Raw genomic sequence first — 16,902 nt, 5'->3', positions numbered from 1 at the left:
ATAGAGCAAATTGAGAGCTGAGTCACGGCGGTCACTGAATTGGAGTGTTGATAATGGCTCTACTGGGCGAGGCTAAAACGCGACGGCGAAGGCAGTCGAAAATGTCGCCAAATGGCAACGGGCGGGTGGTGTATAGAGTCGATCTGTCGTCTTATCATGCCGATTGTGACGCCAACTACCTGCGCTTGACCAAATTGTTGCCAGAGCTTTCACAAAGAGCGCTTTGGCGCTACCAGCTGCCCGGTGGCACTCTGGTGTTGAGAGTAGTGGAGCGCTCCAGATACACCACGGAGGTGTCTCTGGCGGCGGAGGTAAATCTCAACGAGTGTCAGTGGCTGGAGCCTCCAGACCTGACTGTACGCCTCTACCACGATGCGTGCATGGCGGAGGTGATAAAAGCCAATGGTCGCGGGCCGGTGGGTGGTAAAGGAGTGGATACCGCCTATCCAAATCCCCGTATGCAGCGTGCAGATGAGAGACCCCAGGCCAATCGCTTTCTCGGCGAGTGGTTGGAGTACTGTCTTGCAAATGGTCGTGCAGAATTTGAACTGGTGTTGGATGGCCAGAGATTTTAATTCTGCTGCAGAACACATGGATGTGAACACAAGGTGAGCAAGTGATTCGCGAGCACAACAAGTCGGATTCACCCCCGGGGGTGACTTCGCACCGTCTTATCCAGATCACAGATCCACATATCGGCAGCAGGCCCGATTATCAATTGTTGGGTCTGGATACCGGCTACACCCTCGATGAAGTTTTGACCTCTCTCCGAAGTGGGCTACCCCGCGCCCGAGCCCTGGTTGCCACCGGCGATATCAGTGCCAATGGATCTGAGGCTTCCTACTGCCGATTCCTAGAAAAAACCCGCACACTTCCCATGCCCTGGTACTGGCTGCCCGGCAACCACGATGTCAGTGCCCGAATGAAAAAACTGGCTCCCAATCGCTGTACTGATTTGGTCGCCCTGGGAGATTGGCGCTTACTGCTGTTGGATACCAGCGTAACAGGACAGATTTGCGGTGGCCTGGACAGCGCGCAACTGGAGCGCCTGCAATTACTTCTGTGGGAAACTCGCGATCATCCGGTGATCATTATGATGCACCACCAGCCGGTACCTGTGGGTAGCAAGTGGATCGATGGCCATATGCTGCGCGAGGGCTGTGAAACCTTTTTGCAAATGGTCGATCAGGCTCCTCAGGTAAAAGCCCTGGTTTGGGGGCATGTACATCAGCAGTTTGACAGCAACCGAGGCCATTTCGGTCTGCATGCGACGCCCTCCACTTCTGTGCAGTTCACTCCCGGTAGCGGCCCCTTCGCTGTAGACGATGAGATGCCTGGTTACCGCTGGTTTGAATTGTTTAGCGATGGCACTTACGAAACTGGCGTGGAGCGGGTGGCTATCTCCAAGTATTGTGTCGATCTCGCCTCATCCGGATATTGATTTAAGTCAAACCGCTGCGCATTCGCAGCGGTTCTTCCGTTCCACTACAGCTTCTTCATCTTCTCTCCTGCAAGTTGTTATTGGTTCTCGAGTAAAGAATTCACTGCTTCCGGTATAATGAAAAAATAACTTGGACCTATGCGTAATCGTTATCCCTAATTCATACTATCCAAGTGCATTCCATTCCTTTCTTTCGCCTTTTTAGTAAAGCGCAAGAAAGCATTTCTTTACCAAAGCCCCCTGGTTTTCCTACTGTCTCACCGTACAATGAGGGGCCGGTATTAAGCTGTGTTTTTTCAATATGGGCGAAGGGCGGTGAAAGATGCGGTCAATTAAGAATTTAATTCTGATTTCTATAATTGCCGAGGCTCGAAATTGAGTGGTAGTAAATGTTGTGTTGGGAGCCTCTCACCGGATAAATATCCTGTCGGGAAAATGGGAAGTTAAAAATGCAAAAATTATTTTTTTTACCACTCCTCTCATTTCTTTTACTGATCACGGCATGCAGTCAACAGCCCGCTCTGCAGGAGCGCAGCGATGGTTTGGAAGTGCGGCCGAGCCAGCTCGATGAAGTCGCCGCGGCTTTCGCCCTGGATCTCAGTGGTGCTAAGGTTTATATCGCACCGGTTCAGATTGAATACACTAAGCGATTCTCCTCCCTGCCCAGGCGCCAATATCGGGAAAAAGATTATGAGCTGGACCAGAGGGATCTACAGCGACTAAACACTCTGTTGGCACAGAGCTTTAACGATAAGCTGCTAAAACCGCGCAATGCACAGCAGGTGTCGGATCAGGCGGAGGCCGATTACACGCTATCTCTGTCACTGCAAAATTTCTCCCTGGCGGCACCGCTCGATCCGTCTCCCTGGACCTGGCGTGTCTATACAGAGCAGAGTGCCTACGCAGAAATGGTAGGTACTCTGTACGATCGTAACGGCAGCGCTGTAATGCATTTCCGCGATCGACGGGATATTGGCGAGAATTTTGGTTCCTCGTCCGGACCGGGTGGACGGCTGGAGCGATTCACCAGTGTCACCTTCTGGTCCGATATGCGGGTGGATATACGCCGGGCTTTTGCCAGCCTGGACAGGTCCCTGTTGTAATCGGGATTGGTGATCAGTGGGATCTGTGAGGAGGCAGGCCCCATTGCTGCCGCGGGGCGCTATAATCCCCGACTATGCAAACACAAAATCTCAACGGAAGACCGCTGTTGATCTATCTGCACGGTTTTCTTTCATCGCCTCAGTCCTTTAAATGCCAACTGATGCGGGAGCGGCTTGCTGCCGACCACCCGCAGATCATTTTCTGTGCGCCGCAAATCTCTCCCTATCCGGGAAATGCTCAGCAATCACTGCTGCGCCTGCTGGATGGCTTCCTAGACTCAGGCAACACTGGGCCTATAGGCTTGGTCGGTAGCTCGATGGGGGGCTTCTGGTGTACCTACCTCGGTGAGCGCTATCGTTTGCCGGCGGTGCTGATTAACCCCGCGGTCCGCCCATCTCGCTTTATGCCGTCCTACGTCGGTCAGGTGTTACAGCCTTATAGCGGTGAGTCACAGGAGTATCGCCTTAGCGGGGCGGACGTTGATACCATGGCGCAATTGGAAGCAGAGATACCCAGCCCGCTGCTCAGCCGCTATTGGCTTTTGGCACAGCGAGGCGATGAAACCCTCGACTACCGCGATGCGGAGTCTTTCTATCAAGGGCAGCGTCAAACTGTCGAAGAGGGTGGTGATCACAGCTTTCAGGGCTTCGCGCGATACTGCGATCCCATTGTCGAATTTCTATTTAACCAGCAGTAATTTATAAAAATTATGGCCAATTATTCCGCCGAAGATATTGAGGTACTCACGGGACTAGACCCGGTGCGAAAGCGCCCGGGCATGTATACAGATACCACCCGTCCCAACCATCTGGCCCAGGAAGTGATCGACAACAGTGTCGACGAAGCGCTCGCCGGGCACGCAAAAAAAATTGAAGTAGTACTGCATAAGGACCATTCGCTCTCGGTAAGTGATAACGGTCGCGGTATGCCGGTGGATATACACCCGGAACAGGGGCGCCCCGGTGTCGAAGTGATACTGTCCACCCTGCACGCCGGCGGTAAGTTCTCCAATAAAAACTACCAGTTTTCTGGTGGCTTACACGGCGTTGGTGTTTCTGTGGTGAACGCACTTTCCAAAGTGCTGGAAGTAACCATCCAACGGGATGGCAAGGTGCACCGCATCGGCTTCCAAAATGGAGAAAAGGCTTCTGACCTAGAGGTGATCGGCGATTGTGCCAAGCGCACCACGGGCACCAGCGTGCGCTTCCTGCCCGATCCCAAGTATTTCGATTCCGCTAAATTCTCCGTAGTGCGCCTGCGGCACCTGCTGCGTGCCAAAGCCGTATTGTGTCCCGGCCTGACGGTTACCTTTATCAATGAGCAGGATGGAGAGTCCGACGAGTGGTACTACGAGGACGGCCTCAAAGACTATCTCGCCGCAGCCAATCAAGGTTGGGAAGTATTGCCGGCCGAACCTTTTGTGGGCAGCTTTGCCGCCTCTACAGAAGCTGCGGATTGGGCAGTACAATGGTTGCCGGAGGGCGGTGAGGTCACCGCCGAGTCCTACGTAAACCTGATCCCCACCGCCCAGGGTGGTACTCACGTGAATGGTCTGCGCGCGGGCCTGCTCGACGCCATGCGTGAGTACTGTGAGATTCGTAATTTATTGCCCCGAGGGATTAAGCTGGGCCCTGAGGATATCTGGGGACAGTGCTCTTACGTGCTCTCGGCCAAGCTCGCCGACCCACAGTTCTCCGGGCAGACCAAAGAACGCCTCTCCTCCCGTGAAGCCACCGCATTTATTTCTGGCGTGGCCAAGGATGCTTTTAGCCTGTGGTTGAACCAGCATACAGAAGAGGGCGATAAGCTTGCCGAATTGTGTATTGGTAATGCACAAAAGCGAATGCGCTCTGCCAAAAAAGTCGCGCGAAAAAAAGTTACCCAAGGGCCCGCATTGCCGGGTAAGCTGGCAGATTGCTCCAGCGCCGATACCTCCCGCTCCGAGCTTTTCCTGGTAGAGGGGGACTCCGCCGGCGGTTCCGCCAAACAGGCGCGGGATCGTGAGTTCCAGGCTATCATGCCGCTGCGCGGTAAGATCCTGAATACCTGGGAAGTGGATTCCGCTGAGATCCTCGCCAGCCAGGAAGTACACGATATTGCCGTGGCACTGGGTGTCGATCCCGGTAGCGACAACCTGGAAGGACTGCGCTACAACAAGATTTGTATCCTTGCCGATGCCGACTCCGATGGCCTGCATATTGCTACTCTTCTCTGTGCTCTTTTCCTGCGCCACTTCCGCCCACTGGTAACCAATGGCCACGTCTATGTAGCCATGCCGCCACTGTTCCGCATAGATATCGGTAAAGATGTTTACTATGCGCTGGATGAATCAGAGAAGCAGGGCATCCTCGACCGCATAAGCGCAGAAAAGAAAAAAGGCAAAATTCAGGTGACCCGCTTTAAAGGTCTGGGTGAAATGAATCCCTTGCAGCTGCGTGAAACCACCATGGACCCCAACACTCGCCGCCTGGTACAGCTTTATATCGATGCCGGTGATGACAGTAATCAGCTGTTAGATATGCTCTTGGCCAAGAAGCGCGCCGGGGACCGCAAGCAGTGGTTGGAGAGTAAGGGTAACTTGGCAGAAGTGGGTTAATCTTTAGATCCGCAAAATATCAATATATGTTGTTCTTCCACTTTTAAAGATAGCATGTACTTTGCGCATGGATGCCGAAGTACATGTGCTCACTCCCAATAATTCCTTCCATTTCAAGAAGTTTAAATAGTGATACTGGTATCGTCTAGTAACGTTACTAGTAGGGGTGTTTTCTTTTCATGTCTTCTAAGAGAATATTTAATGCTTGAACTTTATTGCTGATGTCGGAGGTCGGATTAGAAATTTTACTGTATATGAAAATCAGGATAAATTCAGTTGGGATGAATTTGCGGACCTATTAATTCCGGTTATAGATGACAATTAAACATCTACTCTATCCTTTGTTTATAACAGACTTGTTCTTTTAAAGGATATGACAATGCTAAGCCTGCTAGTCATCAGAGTGATTTTTGTCATTAAAGAGCACCGCAGATTATTGGAACAGCCAGGCTCGCCCACCGGGTGGCTGGTCGCTCAATGGGCCAAGATCATGGTGTTGCCACAGTTTTTCCTGGCGCCTTTCACTTTGCTCTTTGGGCGCTGGGAGGGGCCAATGATTTTCTTGGCGCGCTTTTTGGCAATGCATGTTGTTTACTATCTAGACAGAGTGATTCCCTATACCCGAGCCCTAGGGATTTGCCATCTGGTAACGTTCGGCCCACTCTTTATTTGGTTCAGTTTGAATTTTTCTGAGATATATCAAGGTTGGGGAGTCTTTGGATTCTTATTTGTAATTGAATATATCATTATTGGCCTATGTCTTTACTTTGACCTGAGAGACTTGATCCTCTATCTGTGTGGTCGCCCTTATCCCTGTTATGTGCGAGATTACAATCGAACTGGCTATCTTCATATTAAGGATAAAAGGGTAGAGCAGCCGGTAACATTGTTTTCAATATTCTTTTGGTAGTTTGTCTTGCCTCTAGCAGATTGTTTATCTGAACATGAGTGTGTTGAGAAAAGAATAGATCTAAAGAGTCTCTATGAAGTATTTTCCGTTGTTGTTTTTATTCTATGTTCTGCCCCTGTTCGCTGTAGAGATAGAGGATTTTCACTCTGATGGCTGTAGCGTCTTTCCTGATGGCACACTCGATCAAAGTGATTTATGGTTGGATTGCTGTTATGCCCATGATTTCGCTTACTGGAAGGGTGGAAGCTATGCACAGCGTGAAGAGGCTGATCGCAATTTGGAAATTTGTGTTGCCAAAACTGGGGAGAGAGAAGTAGCGTTGCTTATGCTAGTTGGTGTCAGAGTAGGTGGGACACCATTCTTGCCAACCCCTTTCCGCTGGGGCTATGGTTGGCCTTATTTACGAGGCTATAAAGCCCTGACAGAAGAAGAGCTGAAAGCCATTGAGCGGGTACAGGAGTCTTTACCAAGAGCGCTCTAGGTAATCTAAAAATATTTTCACTTAATAAATATGATCAATTCTATGGCGTTTCCACTGGAGGACGTTGGGAGCGACTGGTGACGAGGTCAATAATAATCAGATTTCTTAGAAGGGATTCATAGTATGTCCTATTTTCGCTATGTTCTATTGTTCTGTATTACCCTTAACCTGCTGATCTTTACTTATTTGGCTTTTCATTTGGGCTGGAATATTGGGCTTCTTGAGGTTTTACTGGGGATTGTTCTAGCCAATTTTCCATTACCCTTTATGGTTCGATGGTGTGAGCGTATGGCTAGTGATTTGCGAGGTTACTGGATCAACTTTATTCCTTATATAAGCCCCTTGTTGGTAGGGCTGGGTGGAACAGCGGTATATATTCATGCGGTTCTTCAGGGAGAGCAGGTATTTTGGTTGTATTTAACTGTGCCTATGGCACAGGCAACAGCTTTCTGGGTGCTCCTGGCATTGGTTTTTTGTATTTACCCGTTCATCAATACAGATAAGGAAGAAAATACGGAAATGAAGCTAAAAGATAGCGAGGAAAGCTCTATAGAAGGAACGGTCAAACAGCAGGAAAAATCGGGTGAAATTGCATAGAGTTTAAAATATCGTTGTTAAGATCACTACAGAATTTTTGCCGATAGCTGCTTGTTATCCGTTTTCATCTAATCCTTTTTCCAATAACCGCTCATATTCCTTGGAAAAATGATCTTTCAGCCATTGCATTAAACTGCGTACACGGGCTAGCTGATGGCGCAGCGGAGGGCAAACCATAGAAAGCTGGGTGGACTCTGACCATCCAGGTAATATCTCCTGTAATTTACCCTGTTGGATATCCGCCTGAACATAGATGTCTGCTAGGCGGGTTACCCCAAGTCCCGCCAGTGCTGCAAGGCGCATCGCGCGGCCGCTGACCAGCTTGATACCTTGTTCAACGTCAACTTTATGGCTTGCCTTACCGCGGGTTAGTACCCATTGGTCAACACTGCCGTAAATTAGGGGCACCTGTGAGAGATCCATGGGCTTTAGAATTGGGCCACGCGTTTTGATAAAATCCGGGCTCGCAACATAGCGGGTTTTGATACTCTGCAGTTTGCGTACTACGAGGGTGGAATCTGGCAGCTCCCCCATACGGATTACTAAATCGTAACGATCCTCAATGAGATCGACACGTACACTGGAAAAATCCAGTTGTATTTGTATTTCGGGATAAGTTTTCTGAAACTCAATGACCAGGGGGGCGATAATCTCCTCGCCGATAATCCCGCCCACCGCGTTGATACGGATTTTGCCCTTAACCTTCTCCCTGGAGTGTGTTGCCCAATCAGCTGCGCTATCCAGTTGCTGCATCGCTTGCTTGCAGCGCTGGTAATAGCCTTCACCGACTTCGGTTAGTCGTAACTTACGAGTGGTGCGTAGCAATAGTTGAACATCCATGGCGGATTCCAATTCCGAGACTTGCTGGCTAAGTGTGGCCTTGGAGTATCCCGTGTGGTCCGCTGCAGCGGTAAAGCTGCCATGCTCGGCCACGGCAATAAAGGCGCGAATGGCTCGCCAGGAGATATTGTTCATAAAATCCAAACAATGATTTCAGATTAAGTGGGTTAGTCATTCTAATACTAAATTCTATACTGCCGATACAGCAGGGTTAATCCAGTACCCAGGGTCATTAATTGCAGAAGAGAAAAGCAGTATGTCTAAGCCATTGGTTGTAATAACAGGCGCCAGTTCTGGCATCGGGGCGGCAATTGCTCAGCATATGTCGGATGCGGGACATCCATTATTATTGTTGGCACGTCGTCTGGAAAAGTTAGAGGCGTTGAATCTACCGAATACCCTCTGTCGACAGGTCGATGTAACTGACACTGCGGTTTTATCCACAGCAATTCAGGAGGCAGAGGCGCTTTATGGGCCCGTGGATTGTCTGGTGAATAATGCCGGTAAGATGTTATTGGGGAACATTGAATCCCAGAATGCCGAAGAGTGGCGGGATATGTTCGATGTGAATGTGCTCGCCTTGATGAACTGTATGCAGGTTGTCCTGGCGGATATGAAATCCCGTGGTCGCGGTACGATTCTCAATATCAGCTCCATTGCTGGGGTGAAGACTTTTATTAATCATGCAGCCTATTGTGGGACAAAGTACGCAGTATCGGCGATTAGTGAAACTGTGCGTGAAGAAGTTGCCGCAAGTGGGGTACGTATAATGACCCTTTGCCCCGGAGCGGTGGAAACTGAGCTGCTAAGCCATACCACCTCAGATGAAATTATTAAGGCTTACGAAGAGTGGAAAGCTTCCATCGGTGGAGCCATCAATGCTGAGGATATCGCACGTACGGCGATGTTTATGTACAGCCAACCTCAGCATGTGAATATCCGTGAAGTTCAGATAGCCGCTACCGGTCAGGACAGATAGATAGGTTAAATGGGATGAGAGCCTAAATAACCAATCTTATTTATAGGGCTCTTTATTGAAAATTGTTTGGATGCTGGAGAAATCCAGCTCTTCATTTCCCTTCAAGCTGTGTAAGCCAAATAGATTTCTGGCCAGTGAGCCGAGCGGTGTATAGCTTCTGCTATGGTCGGCAGCTTGCTGAGCCAGTCCCAGGTCCTTACACATTAATGCCACTTTAAAGCCACCGCGATAATGATTGCTTGCGGGGGTGCTCTCCATAACTCCAGGGTAAGGGTTGTAAGTCTGTAGCGACCAGTTAGCGCCGGAGCTTTTTGACATAATTTCGCTCAGTACTTTAGGGTCGAGGCCGTTATCCACACCCAGTTGGAGTGCCTCGGCTGTGCCAATCATATGAATAGCCAGTAACATATTGTTGCAGATCTTTGCTGTTTGTCCGGCACCTGCTGGGCCTGCAAAAAAAACGTTGGTTCCCATATGTTGCAGAACTGTCTTAGCCCTTTCCACATCCTCATGCTCACCGCCACACATAAAGCTGAGAGTGGCGGCAGCCGCTCCTTTGACTCCGCCAGAGACTGGTGCTTCTATGGCATGCAGCCCTTTAATTTGGGCGGCGTTAATTAGTCGCTTCGAGCTCCTTGCGGAAACGGTGGAACAATCGATTATTAGTGTCTGCTTTTCGATAACTTCCAGTAGGTGATCTTTATCAATATATAGTGACTCCACTACCGCATCACTGGGTAGCATGCTAATAACAAAATCTGCTCCTTTTACCGCTTCTTTCGCCGATGCGCATTTCTCCACCCCCTGCTCTACAGCCGCCTGGAGTAAGGTCTCCACTGGATCAAAACCTCTCACAGTGAATCCAGCTTTGATTAAATTAAAGGCCATGGGGGCACCCATATGCCCCAGACCGAGAAAGGCAACGATTTTATCCATGGTATTATCCAAAAAATAAAAACTGAGTTGTTAAGTGGTGTTACTTTAACTGTATGGTCATATTTGCTTGTTCGGCGTGTTCGATATCTGAATCAAACCAACGAGCAGTAATAGTTTTTGTTTCGGTATAGAAGCGCACGGCCTGCTTACCATAAGCGTGCAAGTCCCCATAGAAAGAGCTGCGCCAGCCGGTAAAACTGAAAAAGGGCAGTGGAACCGGGATAGGCACATTGATACCCACCTGGCCGACAAGGATTTCATGTTGGTATTTCCGTGCGGCAGCCCCGCTGGCAGTAAATATCGAAGTGCCATTGCCGTAGGGGCAATTATTGACCAGTGTTATGGCTTCATCTAAGTGATCTACATTCACTAAGCACAATACTGGGCCAAATATTTCATCCGTATAAATAGACATTTCAGCAGTGACATTGGCAAACAGGGTGGGACCTACCCAGTTGCCATGGGGATATCCATCAACTGTAACTTGTGAGCCATCCAGCAAACAATCGGCCCCCTCTTTTTTGCCGGTCTCGATATAACCCAGCACCCGCTCTTTTGCCGCGGGGGAGATTAGGGGGCCATAGTCGGCTTGTGGACTCTTCCAATGTCCAGGTTTTATCTTTGCCATCGCATCCCGTATTTCGGGGATCCAACTCTGTGCCTCACCGACTAGTACCACTACCGAAATTGCCATACATCGCTGACCCGCAGCCCCAACAGAAGAACCGATGATATTGTTGATGGTGGCACTTTTATTAGCATCGGGCATGACCACCATGTGATTTTTGGCTCCGGCAAAAGCCTGTACTCTTTTTAAATACTGAGTACCTGTTTGATAAATATGCCGACCCACCGGTACCGAGCCGACAAAAGAAATGGCTTTAATGTCTGGATCTTTGAGCAAGAAATCCACTTGTTCACGGCCGCCATGGATAACTTGCAGTACCCCTTTTGGGGCGCCTGCCTGCTCAAATAATTCGGCTAACTTGCATGGTGTAATTGGATCTTGTTCGGAGGGCTTAAGAATAAAAGTGTTGCCACAGGCGATCGCAAGGGGAAACATCCACAGTGGAATCATGGCAGGAAAGTTGAAAGGCGTAATGCCGGCGCAGACACCGATAGGTTGAACATAAGAATAACAATCTATAGCGCTGGCAACGTTTTCAACTGTCTCGCCCATTAATAGCGTGGCAATATTGGCAGCATGTTCAACAACCTCAATACCCCGCCAAACATCCCCCTTGGCATCCTCGAAAGTTTTCCCGGTTTCCTCTGCGAGAATCTCAGCCAAGGTCTCTTGGTGTTTTTTTAGCAGAGCCTGATACTTGAGCATAATACGCGCCCTGCTAGGGACTGGAGTATCCCGCCAGGATAAAAACGCCTGTTTCGCGGCGGCAATGGCCTTAAGTTGCTCTGCCTCAGTGGTATAGGGAGCCTGGGTTAAAACCTCCCCCGTGGCAGGATTTGTCACATCCAGCCACTCCTCGGCATTGGATTGTATCCAGTTGCCGTCAATGAGAAGCGGAAGGCGAGCGGGAATGGATTTATTCATATTATTTGCCTTACCAGAAACAGGTGGGGGGGTGACCAACAGTTTAGGCGTTTTAGGTGTTGTCTCAATAGTTAGGGGGTATTTCACGCCGTGTGTTGTTCTTGTTGGGAGCCCAAGAACGATTGTGTTATTAGGGGCAGGGGGGAGATTGTGGATAACTACAGATTGGTTAGAACACTCTTATATTTTTAGGGGCGCTGGCCTTGTCATGGCTTCTGCGTGTTAATGGGATTAAATAAGTATTGTGTGGGCTTTCTCAACTTGCTAATGGGTGTCAGGTATTTCCATAAAAGTTGTAGACATACTGATAGTATGCGTTTTCCGAATTTTAAAAGTAGTAACTCAGGGATCTTTATAAATTAATTTAAATTAGGAGGTTGTAAGGTGTTTTATCAAAAAAAAATCAAGTTATTGATCATTTCAATTCTGTGGTTAGTAAGCCACCTTGTCTCGGCCACCACTTTGGATGACCTGAAAGCTCATACACCTACTTCAAATAAAACCTGGGCCGAGCAATGGTTTTACAATATTGCTGTACCCGATGTGGGATATTTCAAGGTGAGCCTGCAAACTTATATCGCTCCGGATTTCACTGAGCCAACTCCTAGGCCTTATATTCATTTAGCATTTTCTCCCAAGAATGGCACAGAAGTTAAGTATGACCTTTTTCTGGATGAAGTCATCCTGAAGCATCCAGATAATTCAGGGGAATTCTACTACGAGGTCCCTGGAATTATTTTAGCGGATGAGGCAGGGATATGGGTCAATCACGCTGAATTTAACTTTAGCATGCGTTGGGCCGGAGACCATCATCACTATTGGCACGGTCTTAACCCTGGGCAAACACCCTTTGGCATTATTCCCGAGTTGCCTGGGGTGGGGGGAAAGTGGTTCCTCTATACGGTGGGAACACCAGTAGAGTATAGCTTTTCTGATGGTGATCGATCTTTAATTGGGCAAGGCTTTGCTCAGCTGGATAAAGGTTGGTTTGATAAGGAATCCAGTGCGGGTGTTATATACACTATGGGACTTACCGATGACATTTATTTTATGTTTACTGGGGCAAAAATTGGTGACTCAAGTATTGAGATGTGGGCGGGGAGATATATTTCAGACCAGTATGATCTAATTTTTTACCCAGCGTTTAAAAATTTATCGGTTAAACGTGAGCTGGACCCATGCTCTGGTTATCTAAAGCTACAAATGAGTAAATTAAAGTATAAATTGATTCTTGAGGCCTGGGCTAATGCAGGAAGTTTCTATCGGCAGAGGTTTCCTTCAGATGTTATTTTTGGCCTCGGCCAAATTTACATGAAATCAATGCAGGCAAATATTAACTTCTCTCTTTATAAAAAGGGCAGTCTGGTGGAATCCATTCAAGTGCCACAAGGGCTTTTGGAGTTTAGTGGGCCTTTTACCTGTGAAGGGGGCGCGGGGTAGAGTCTGGATCTATTCCCTGATGTATGATTGTATTCTGTTTCTAGGCTAAGGCGACGGTAGTTTGTCGCCTCTTTGTACAATTATTTTCCCTAGTGGGAGCTTTCTTAAGATTGGAATTCTTAATTGGGCGTAAGCCACTCTTGTAAGATTCTATGCTCTATATCACCGATAATGGCCATGCTCGGGTGATTTCTTTCCGGTAAATTTACCACCCTAATATGGCCCTGATCTAGGTTTTTAAAGTGATCATAGGGTGATATAGGGTCAGTATTTGAAGTAAATAAAAGCACCGGTATGGAAGAATTCATAATTAAGGGTTCAATTTTTGTATCTTGGGAACTGATATTGGCTTCTTTCAGTGCGGTTAATGCTCCTATTTTAATCTCATTCTCAGAAATTGCTTTGCTAAGCAGCGGAAAGTTTTCCTTAGCATAAAGATAAACAGCCTGATCAAATTCCAGCATGGGTGCCTGTAGTATTAGACCGCTGATATCCTGTCTAGATTGAGAAATTCTGGCCGCGGCAAGGCTTCCCATGGAGTTGCCAAGAAGATAAATGTGTTGATTCTCTATAATGCCTGTATCAATTAGGTCATCAATCAGTCTGTTAATGATTTTGCTATCACCAACACCATATTCCTTATTGCCACCGGATTCGCCATGACCAAGAAGGTCTGGAATAACAACGTGAAATCCCAATAATCGGAAATAAAGTGCCGAGTTGAGCATGAATTCCTTTGAGGCGCGGAAACCGTGTAGCAGAATCAAAGTGCCGGAATAACTGTTTTTCAGAGCCTTCCTATCAATGGCAAGAGCTACCGTAGTTGTACTCTGACCTGAGTCGGTTTCGATAGAGTATTTGATTTTGCTTTTTTCCAGGGGGGCGGCATAAAGATAGCTGATACTAAGATCTCTGTATGTATCGCGATAGTTACCTTTCTTAAACCCCCATGTTTCAATCTGTTCACTGGAAACGATCTCGTCGTAAGGGAAGCTTTTAGAGTGCGCAATATAGTCTGCGATATTTGAGGAGCAAGCAGAAATCAATACGCAGAATATAGTAACTGGAATCAGTTTTTTTAGTTTCATTCTTATAGGGATAAAATAAGCGATTAAATCTAATGTAAGTGCACAAAAGAACGAGAAATAGTACTGGTAGTCGATCTCTTTAGATCTGTGGTGACTCTTTGGTGTTTAATAAGCTCAACTGTGAAAACTGCTAGTAAGTTTAAAGGTTTATTTCCTGGTGTTATGCCCTGCCGGTTATCCCGTTAGGTATACCGATTCGGTAGCGAGTTGACCGGAAGGTCATTAAGTATCTTAGTGGATGGAAACAAGGGCACAGGAAGATTTTTTAAGTCGGGTGCAGTAAAGCAGTGGGATGGCGGCAGCCAAATAAAATTCACTAACCGCCATAATTGTGAGGGAGGCCTTTAACCCAGGTTAATCCCGGCCTCTTTGGAGGCTGAATCATAACCATTGGTAGGGGGATTTCCCTGGAGATTAAGGGTATAGGTTAATAGGGTGTAATCTTTCGGGTCAGCTTTACAAACAAACCCCATGGAGCGGGCAAATGTCTGCACGCGTTTATTATCGGCCGACTCAATAGAGTAAATCCGTTGTAAGCCCTGCTCTTTCGCACAGTCGATCAGACGTTTAAGCATCAATCGGCCGAGTCCCAATCCCTGCCAGTCATCGCGCACAACAACTGCGCACTCACAGGCTTGTCCGTCCGCATCTACAGCGTAATGTGCTGTGGCCACGGCCCTTTGCGCATGGTCACTGGTACACAGGGCAATAAAGGCCTCGTGAATCTGGTGATCATTATCGGTGAGTAGCTCAATCAATTTTTGGCTGGCTTTACAGCTTCCACCAATAAAGCGGTCTCGCCGAGTTTCTGGAGATAAATCTTCGATAAGATCTTTCTCCAGCTGGCTGTCACTGCGACAAATAGGGCGTATTGAAACCCTGCGCCCGTTACCGAGAGTGACTTGTTCGATCTGGTGTTCATTACTGACACTGCGATTGTGTGACATGGTTGTGAATATCCCAGCAGCACTTGGCTGCATCATCTGTGGTTCGCAACGAGGGTTGGATATCACAAAGATAGACGCTCGCGTTGCGAACGTGGAACTATGTTACGGTCGTCTCGCCCGAGTGCCTAACAATCCCTGTGTCTATGGCTATGAGGACTAGTTTTAGGGGCTGGAACTATACAGTCAGATTGTTTGTGTTATAGTGCTGCAGCTGATTTTTTTCAGCTGCGTCATTTGTAGGCCGGTGATATACCGGTATCCCCCCGTGAACATTTCTTAAATTCTTCCCGGAACCCTCTACTGAATGCCGCGCGCCGGCTGGCCGGTGATTTGACGGCTGTGTGCATCGAGCCTCGCTTGCTCTGGATGCCAACTCCGATTTTTCTATTTGCACCTCTGTGGTGCGAATGTGTTTGATTGCGCCTAGGGCGCAGTTTGAGGTTATTTATGTTGTTTGAAGATCTGGGCCTTGCCCAGGAGATCGCCCGTGCAGTTGCAGAGCAGGGGTACAGTGCGCCCACGCCCATCCAAGCTCAGGCTATTCCCGCCGTTATGCAGGGCAGCGATATTATGGCTGCGGCCCAAACGGGAACTGGTAAGACAGCCGGTTTTACCTTGCCAATGTTGCACCGTTTGAGCCAGGGGGAGCGCGCAAAAAAAGGGCAGGTGCGTGCGTTGGTGCTTACTCCTACCAGGGAACTGGCTGCGCAGGTGTTCGATAATGTGCAGAGCTATAGTAAATACTTGCCAATGCGCCACTCTGTTGTCTTTGGTGGGGTGAAGATCAATCCACAGATCGCCAGGCTGCGCGGCGGTGCCGATATCCTGGTGGCCACTCCCGGACGTTTATTGGACCTACATAGCCAGGGGGCTATCCGCTTCGATCGGCTCGAAGCCCTGGTGTTGGATGAGGCCGACCGCATGCTGGATATGGGCTTCATTCATGATATCAAGCGGGTATTGCGTATCCTGCCCACAGAGCGCCAGAACCTTCTGTTTTCAGCCACCTTCTCCCCGGAAATCCGCCAGTTGGCAAAAGGCCTGGTGAAGAACCCACTGGAAATTGATGTCAGTCCGCGCAACACGACTACAGATACCGTGCGTCAAAAACTGCATCCTGTGGATAAGGCACGCAAAACAAAACTGTTGAGTCACCTTATTCGCGATAACGACTGGCACCAGGCTCTGGTATTCAGCCGAACCAAGCATGGCGCCAACCGGTTGGTGAAGCAGTTGGAGGGCGACAATATCCGCGCGGCGGCGATTCATGGCAATAAAAGCCAGAATGCACGCACCCGTGCCCTGGCCGACTTCAAGGCGGGCAAAGTGCAAATATTGGTTGCCACTGATATCGCCGCTCGAGGAATTGATATTGATCAGTTACCCCAAGTGGTTAACTTTGATCTGCCTAACGTTCCCGAAGATTATGTTCACCGTATTGGTCGTACGGGCCGTGCCGGTGCGCGTGGCCAGGCGGTGTCCCTGGTCAGCGCCGATGAAATCAAGCAGTTGCGCGATATTGAGCGCTTGATTGGCAAGCCAATCCCCCGCGAGGAGATTGAGGACTTTGAGCCTGATCACCAGCTGCCGGCCTCTGGTAATCCCAAGCGGGGTGGCGGACAAAAGCCCGCCGCCAACAAGCGCCCTACCGGCTCCCGTAACAGTGAGGGGGGGCGTGAAGCGCGAGGTAATAGCGATGAGCGCAGGGGTAATCGCGGAAATGGTCGCGGCAAGACAGAAGGACGTGGAAACGGTGGCCGCAACAGCAATGCCGCCGCCGGTAAAGGCAGTAATGGAAATCGAGCCGGTGGTAATGGCAGAACTCGCGCTGCTGAATCCAGCCGCAGTGACGGCCAGAAACCTCAGAGAGCACCAAGACGCCGTCCCAGCAGAGGACGTTCGGAAAGCGCTTAGCAATTCGAGTAGTTGGTAATAAAAAAAGCGGCTTAGGCCGCTTTTTTTTGTGTTTGTTAACTCCCAGTTCTAATTGA

Annotated in this window: 16 protein-coding genes; 11 read left to right on the top strand and 5 right to left on the bottom strand. The window is 48.8% G+C overall.

Going from position 1 to position 16,902, the window contains the following annotated elements; translation table 11 throughout:
- Window positions 1-53: 53 nt before the first annotated feature.
- From ACJJID_RS15375 to ACJJID_RS15340, 8 genes are all read left to right on the top strand, one after another.
- Window positions 54-575: a DUF1249 domain-containing protein gene (locus ACJJID_RS15375; RefSeq protein WP_444920237.1), complete on the top strand. Its 522-nt coding sequence runs from the start codon at window positions 54-56 to the stop codon at window positions 573-575.
- Between the two features lie 41 nt (window positions 576-616).
- Window positions 617-1,441, top strand: coding sequence for a phosphodiesterase (locus ACJJID_RS15370; protein WP_444920236.1), 825 nt, complete (start codon window positions 617-619; stop codon window positions 1,439-1,441).
- 449 nt (window positions 1,442-1,890) lie between these two features.
- Window positions 1,891-2,544: a hypothetical protein gene (locus ACJJID_RS15365; protein ID WP_444920235.1), complete on the top strand. Its 654-nt coding sequence runs from the start codon at window positions 1,891-1,893 to the stop codon at window positions 2,542-2,544.
- 74 nt (window positions 2,545-2,618) lie between these two features.
- The gene (locus ACJJID_RS15360) at window positions 2,619-3,242 is read left to right on the top strand and encodes a YqiA/YcfP family alpha/beta fold hydrolase (RefSeq protein ID WP_444920234.1); all 624 of its coding nucleotides are present in this window, start codon (window positions 2,619-2,621) and stop codon (window positions 3,240-3,242) included.
- 12 nt (window positions 3,243-3,254) lie between these two features.
- Window positions 3,255-5,141, top strand: coding sequence for a DNA topoisomerase IV subunit B (gene parE, locus ACJJID_RS15355; protein ID WP_152455261.1), 1,887 nt, complete (start codon window positions 3,255-3,257; stop codon window positions 5,139-5,141).
- 379 nt (window positions 5,142-5,520) lie between these two features.
- Window positions 5,521-6,051 (top strand): hypothetical protein, encoded by a 531-nt coding sequence (locus ACJJID_RS15350; protein WP_444920233.1) that lies wholly within the window; start codon window positions 5,521-5,523, stop codon window positions 6,049-6,051.
- 73 nt (window positions 6,052-6,124) lie between these two features.
- Window positions 6,125-6,532: an FAD-binding oxidoreductase gene (locus tag ACJJID_RS15345; protein ID WP_444920232.1), complete on the top strand. Its 408-nt coding sequence runs from the start codon at window positions 6,125-6,127 to the stop codon at window positions 6,530-6,532.
- Window positions 6,533-6,655: 123 nt separating this feature from the next.
- Window positions 6,656-7,129 carry a hypothetical protein gene (locus ACJJID_RS15340; protein ID WP_444920231.1) on the top strand — a complete coding sequence of 158 codons (474 nt, stop codon included), beginning with the start codon at window positions 6,656-6,658 and terminating at the stop codon, window positions 7,127-7,129.
- A gap of 54 nt (window positions 7,130-7,183) precedes the next feature.
- On the opposite strand, the gene ACJJID_RS15335 is transcribed toward ACJJID_RS15340, so the two are convergent.
- Window positions 7,184-8,104, bottom strand: coding sequence for a LysR substrate-binding domain-containing protein (locus ACJJID_RS15335; RefSeq protein WP_444920230.1), 921 nt, complete (start codon window positions 8,102-8,104; stop codon window positions 7,184-7,186).
- Between the two features lie 121 nt (window positions 8,105-8,225).
- Here ACJJID_RS15335 and ACJJID_RS15330 point away from each other — a divergent pair, with 121 nt between their 5' ends.
- Window positions 8,226-8,948 carry an SDR family oxidoreductase gene (locus ACJJID_RS15330; protein ID WP_444920229.1) on the top strand — a complete coding sequence of 241 codons (723 nt, stop codon included), beginning with the start codon at window positions 8,226-8,228 and terminating at the stop codon, window positions 8,946-8,948.
- A gap of 36 nt (window positions 8,949-8,984) precedes the next feature.
- Here ACJJID_RS15330 and mmsB read toward each other — a convergent pair whose 3' ends face one another.
- Both mmsB and ACJJID_RS15320 read right to left on the bottom strand, forming a co-directional pair.
- Window positions 8,985-9,884: a 3-hydroxyisobutyrate dehydrogenase gene (mmsB, locus tag ACJJID_RS15325; RefSeq protein ID WP_444920228.1), complete on the bottom strand. Its 900-nt coding sequence runs from the start codon at window positions 9,882-9,884 to the stop codon at window positions 8,985-8,987.
- Between the two features lie 40 nt (window positions 9,885-9,924).
- Complete coding sequence (locus ACJJID_RS15320) at window positions 9,925-11,436, bottom strand: CoA-acylating methylmalonate-semialdehyde dehydrogenase (protein WP_444920227.1); 1,512 nt, start codon at window positions 11,434-11,436, stop codon at window positions 9,925-9,927.
- Window positions 11,437-11,820: 384 nt separating this feature from the next.
- On the opposite strand from ACJJID_RS15320, the gene ACJJID_RS15315 reads away from it, so the two are divergent.
- Window positions 11,821-12,876, top strand: a complete 1,056-nt coding sequence (locus tag ACJJID_RS15315; protein WP_444920226.1) for a hypothetical protein — start codon at window positions 11,821-11,823, stop codon at window positions 12,874-12,876.
- Window positions 12,877-12,995: 119 nt separating this feature from the next.
- On the opposite strand, the gene ACJJID_RS15310 is transcribed toward ACJJID_RS15315, so the two are convergent.
- Together ACJJID_RS15310 and ACJJID_RS15305 are read right to left on the bottom strand one after the other, a co-directional pair.
- On the bottom strand, window positions 12,996-13,964 hold the full coding sequence (locus ACJJID_RS15310) for an alpha/beta hydrolase (protein WP_444920225.1): 969 nt from the start codon (window positions 13,962-13,964) through the stop codon (window positions 12,996-12,998).
- Window positions 13,965-14,308: 344 nt separating this feature from the next.
- Window positions 14,309-14,911, bottom strand: coding sequence for a GNAT family N-acetyltransferase (locus tag ACJJID_RS15305; protein WP_444920224.1), 603 nt, complete (start codon window positions 14,909-14,911; stop codon window positions 14,309-14,311).
- A 447-nt stretch (window positions 14,912-15,358) separates the two neighbouring features.
- On the opposite strand from ACJJID_RS15305, the gene ACJJID_RS15300 reads away from it, so the two are divergent.
- Window positions 15,359-16,825: a DEAD/DEAH box helicase gene (locus tag ACJJID_RS15300; protein WP_444920223.1), complete on the top strand. Its 1,467-nt coding sequence runs from the start codon at window positions 15,359-15,361 to the stop codon at window positions 16,823-16,825.
- The last annotated feature ends 77 nt before the right edge of the window (window positions 16,826-16,902 follow it).

This window comes from Microbulbifer sp. CnH-101-G (assembly GCF_052466775.1).
The sequence above is the reverse complement of the archived record's forward strand: the minus strand, read 5'-3'. Positions and strand labels throughout refer to the sequence as shown.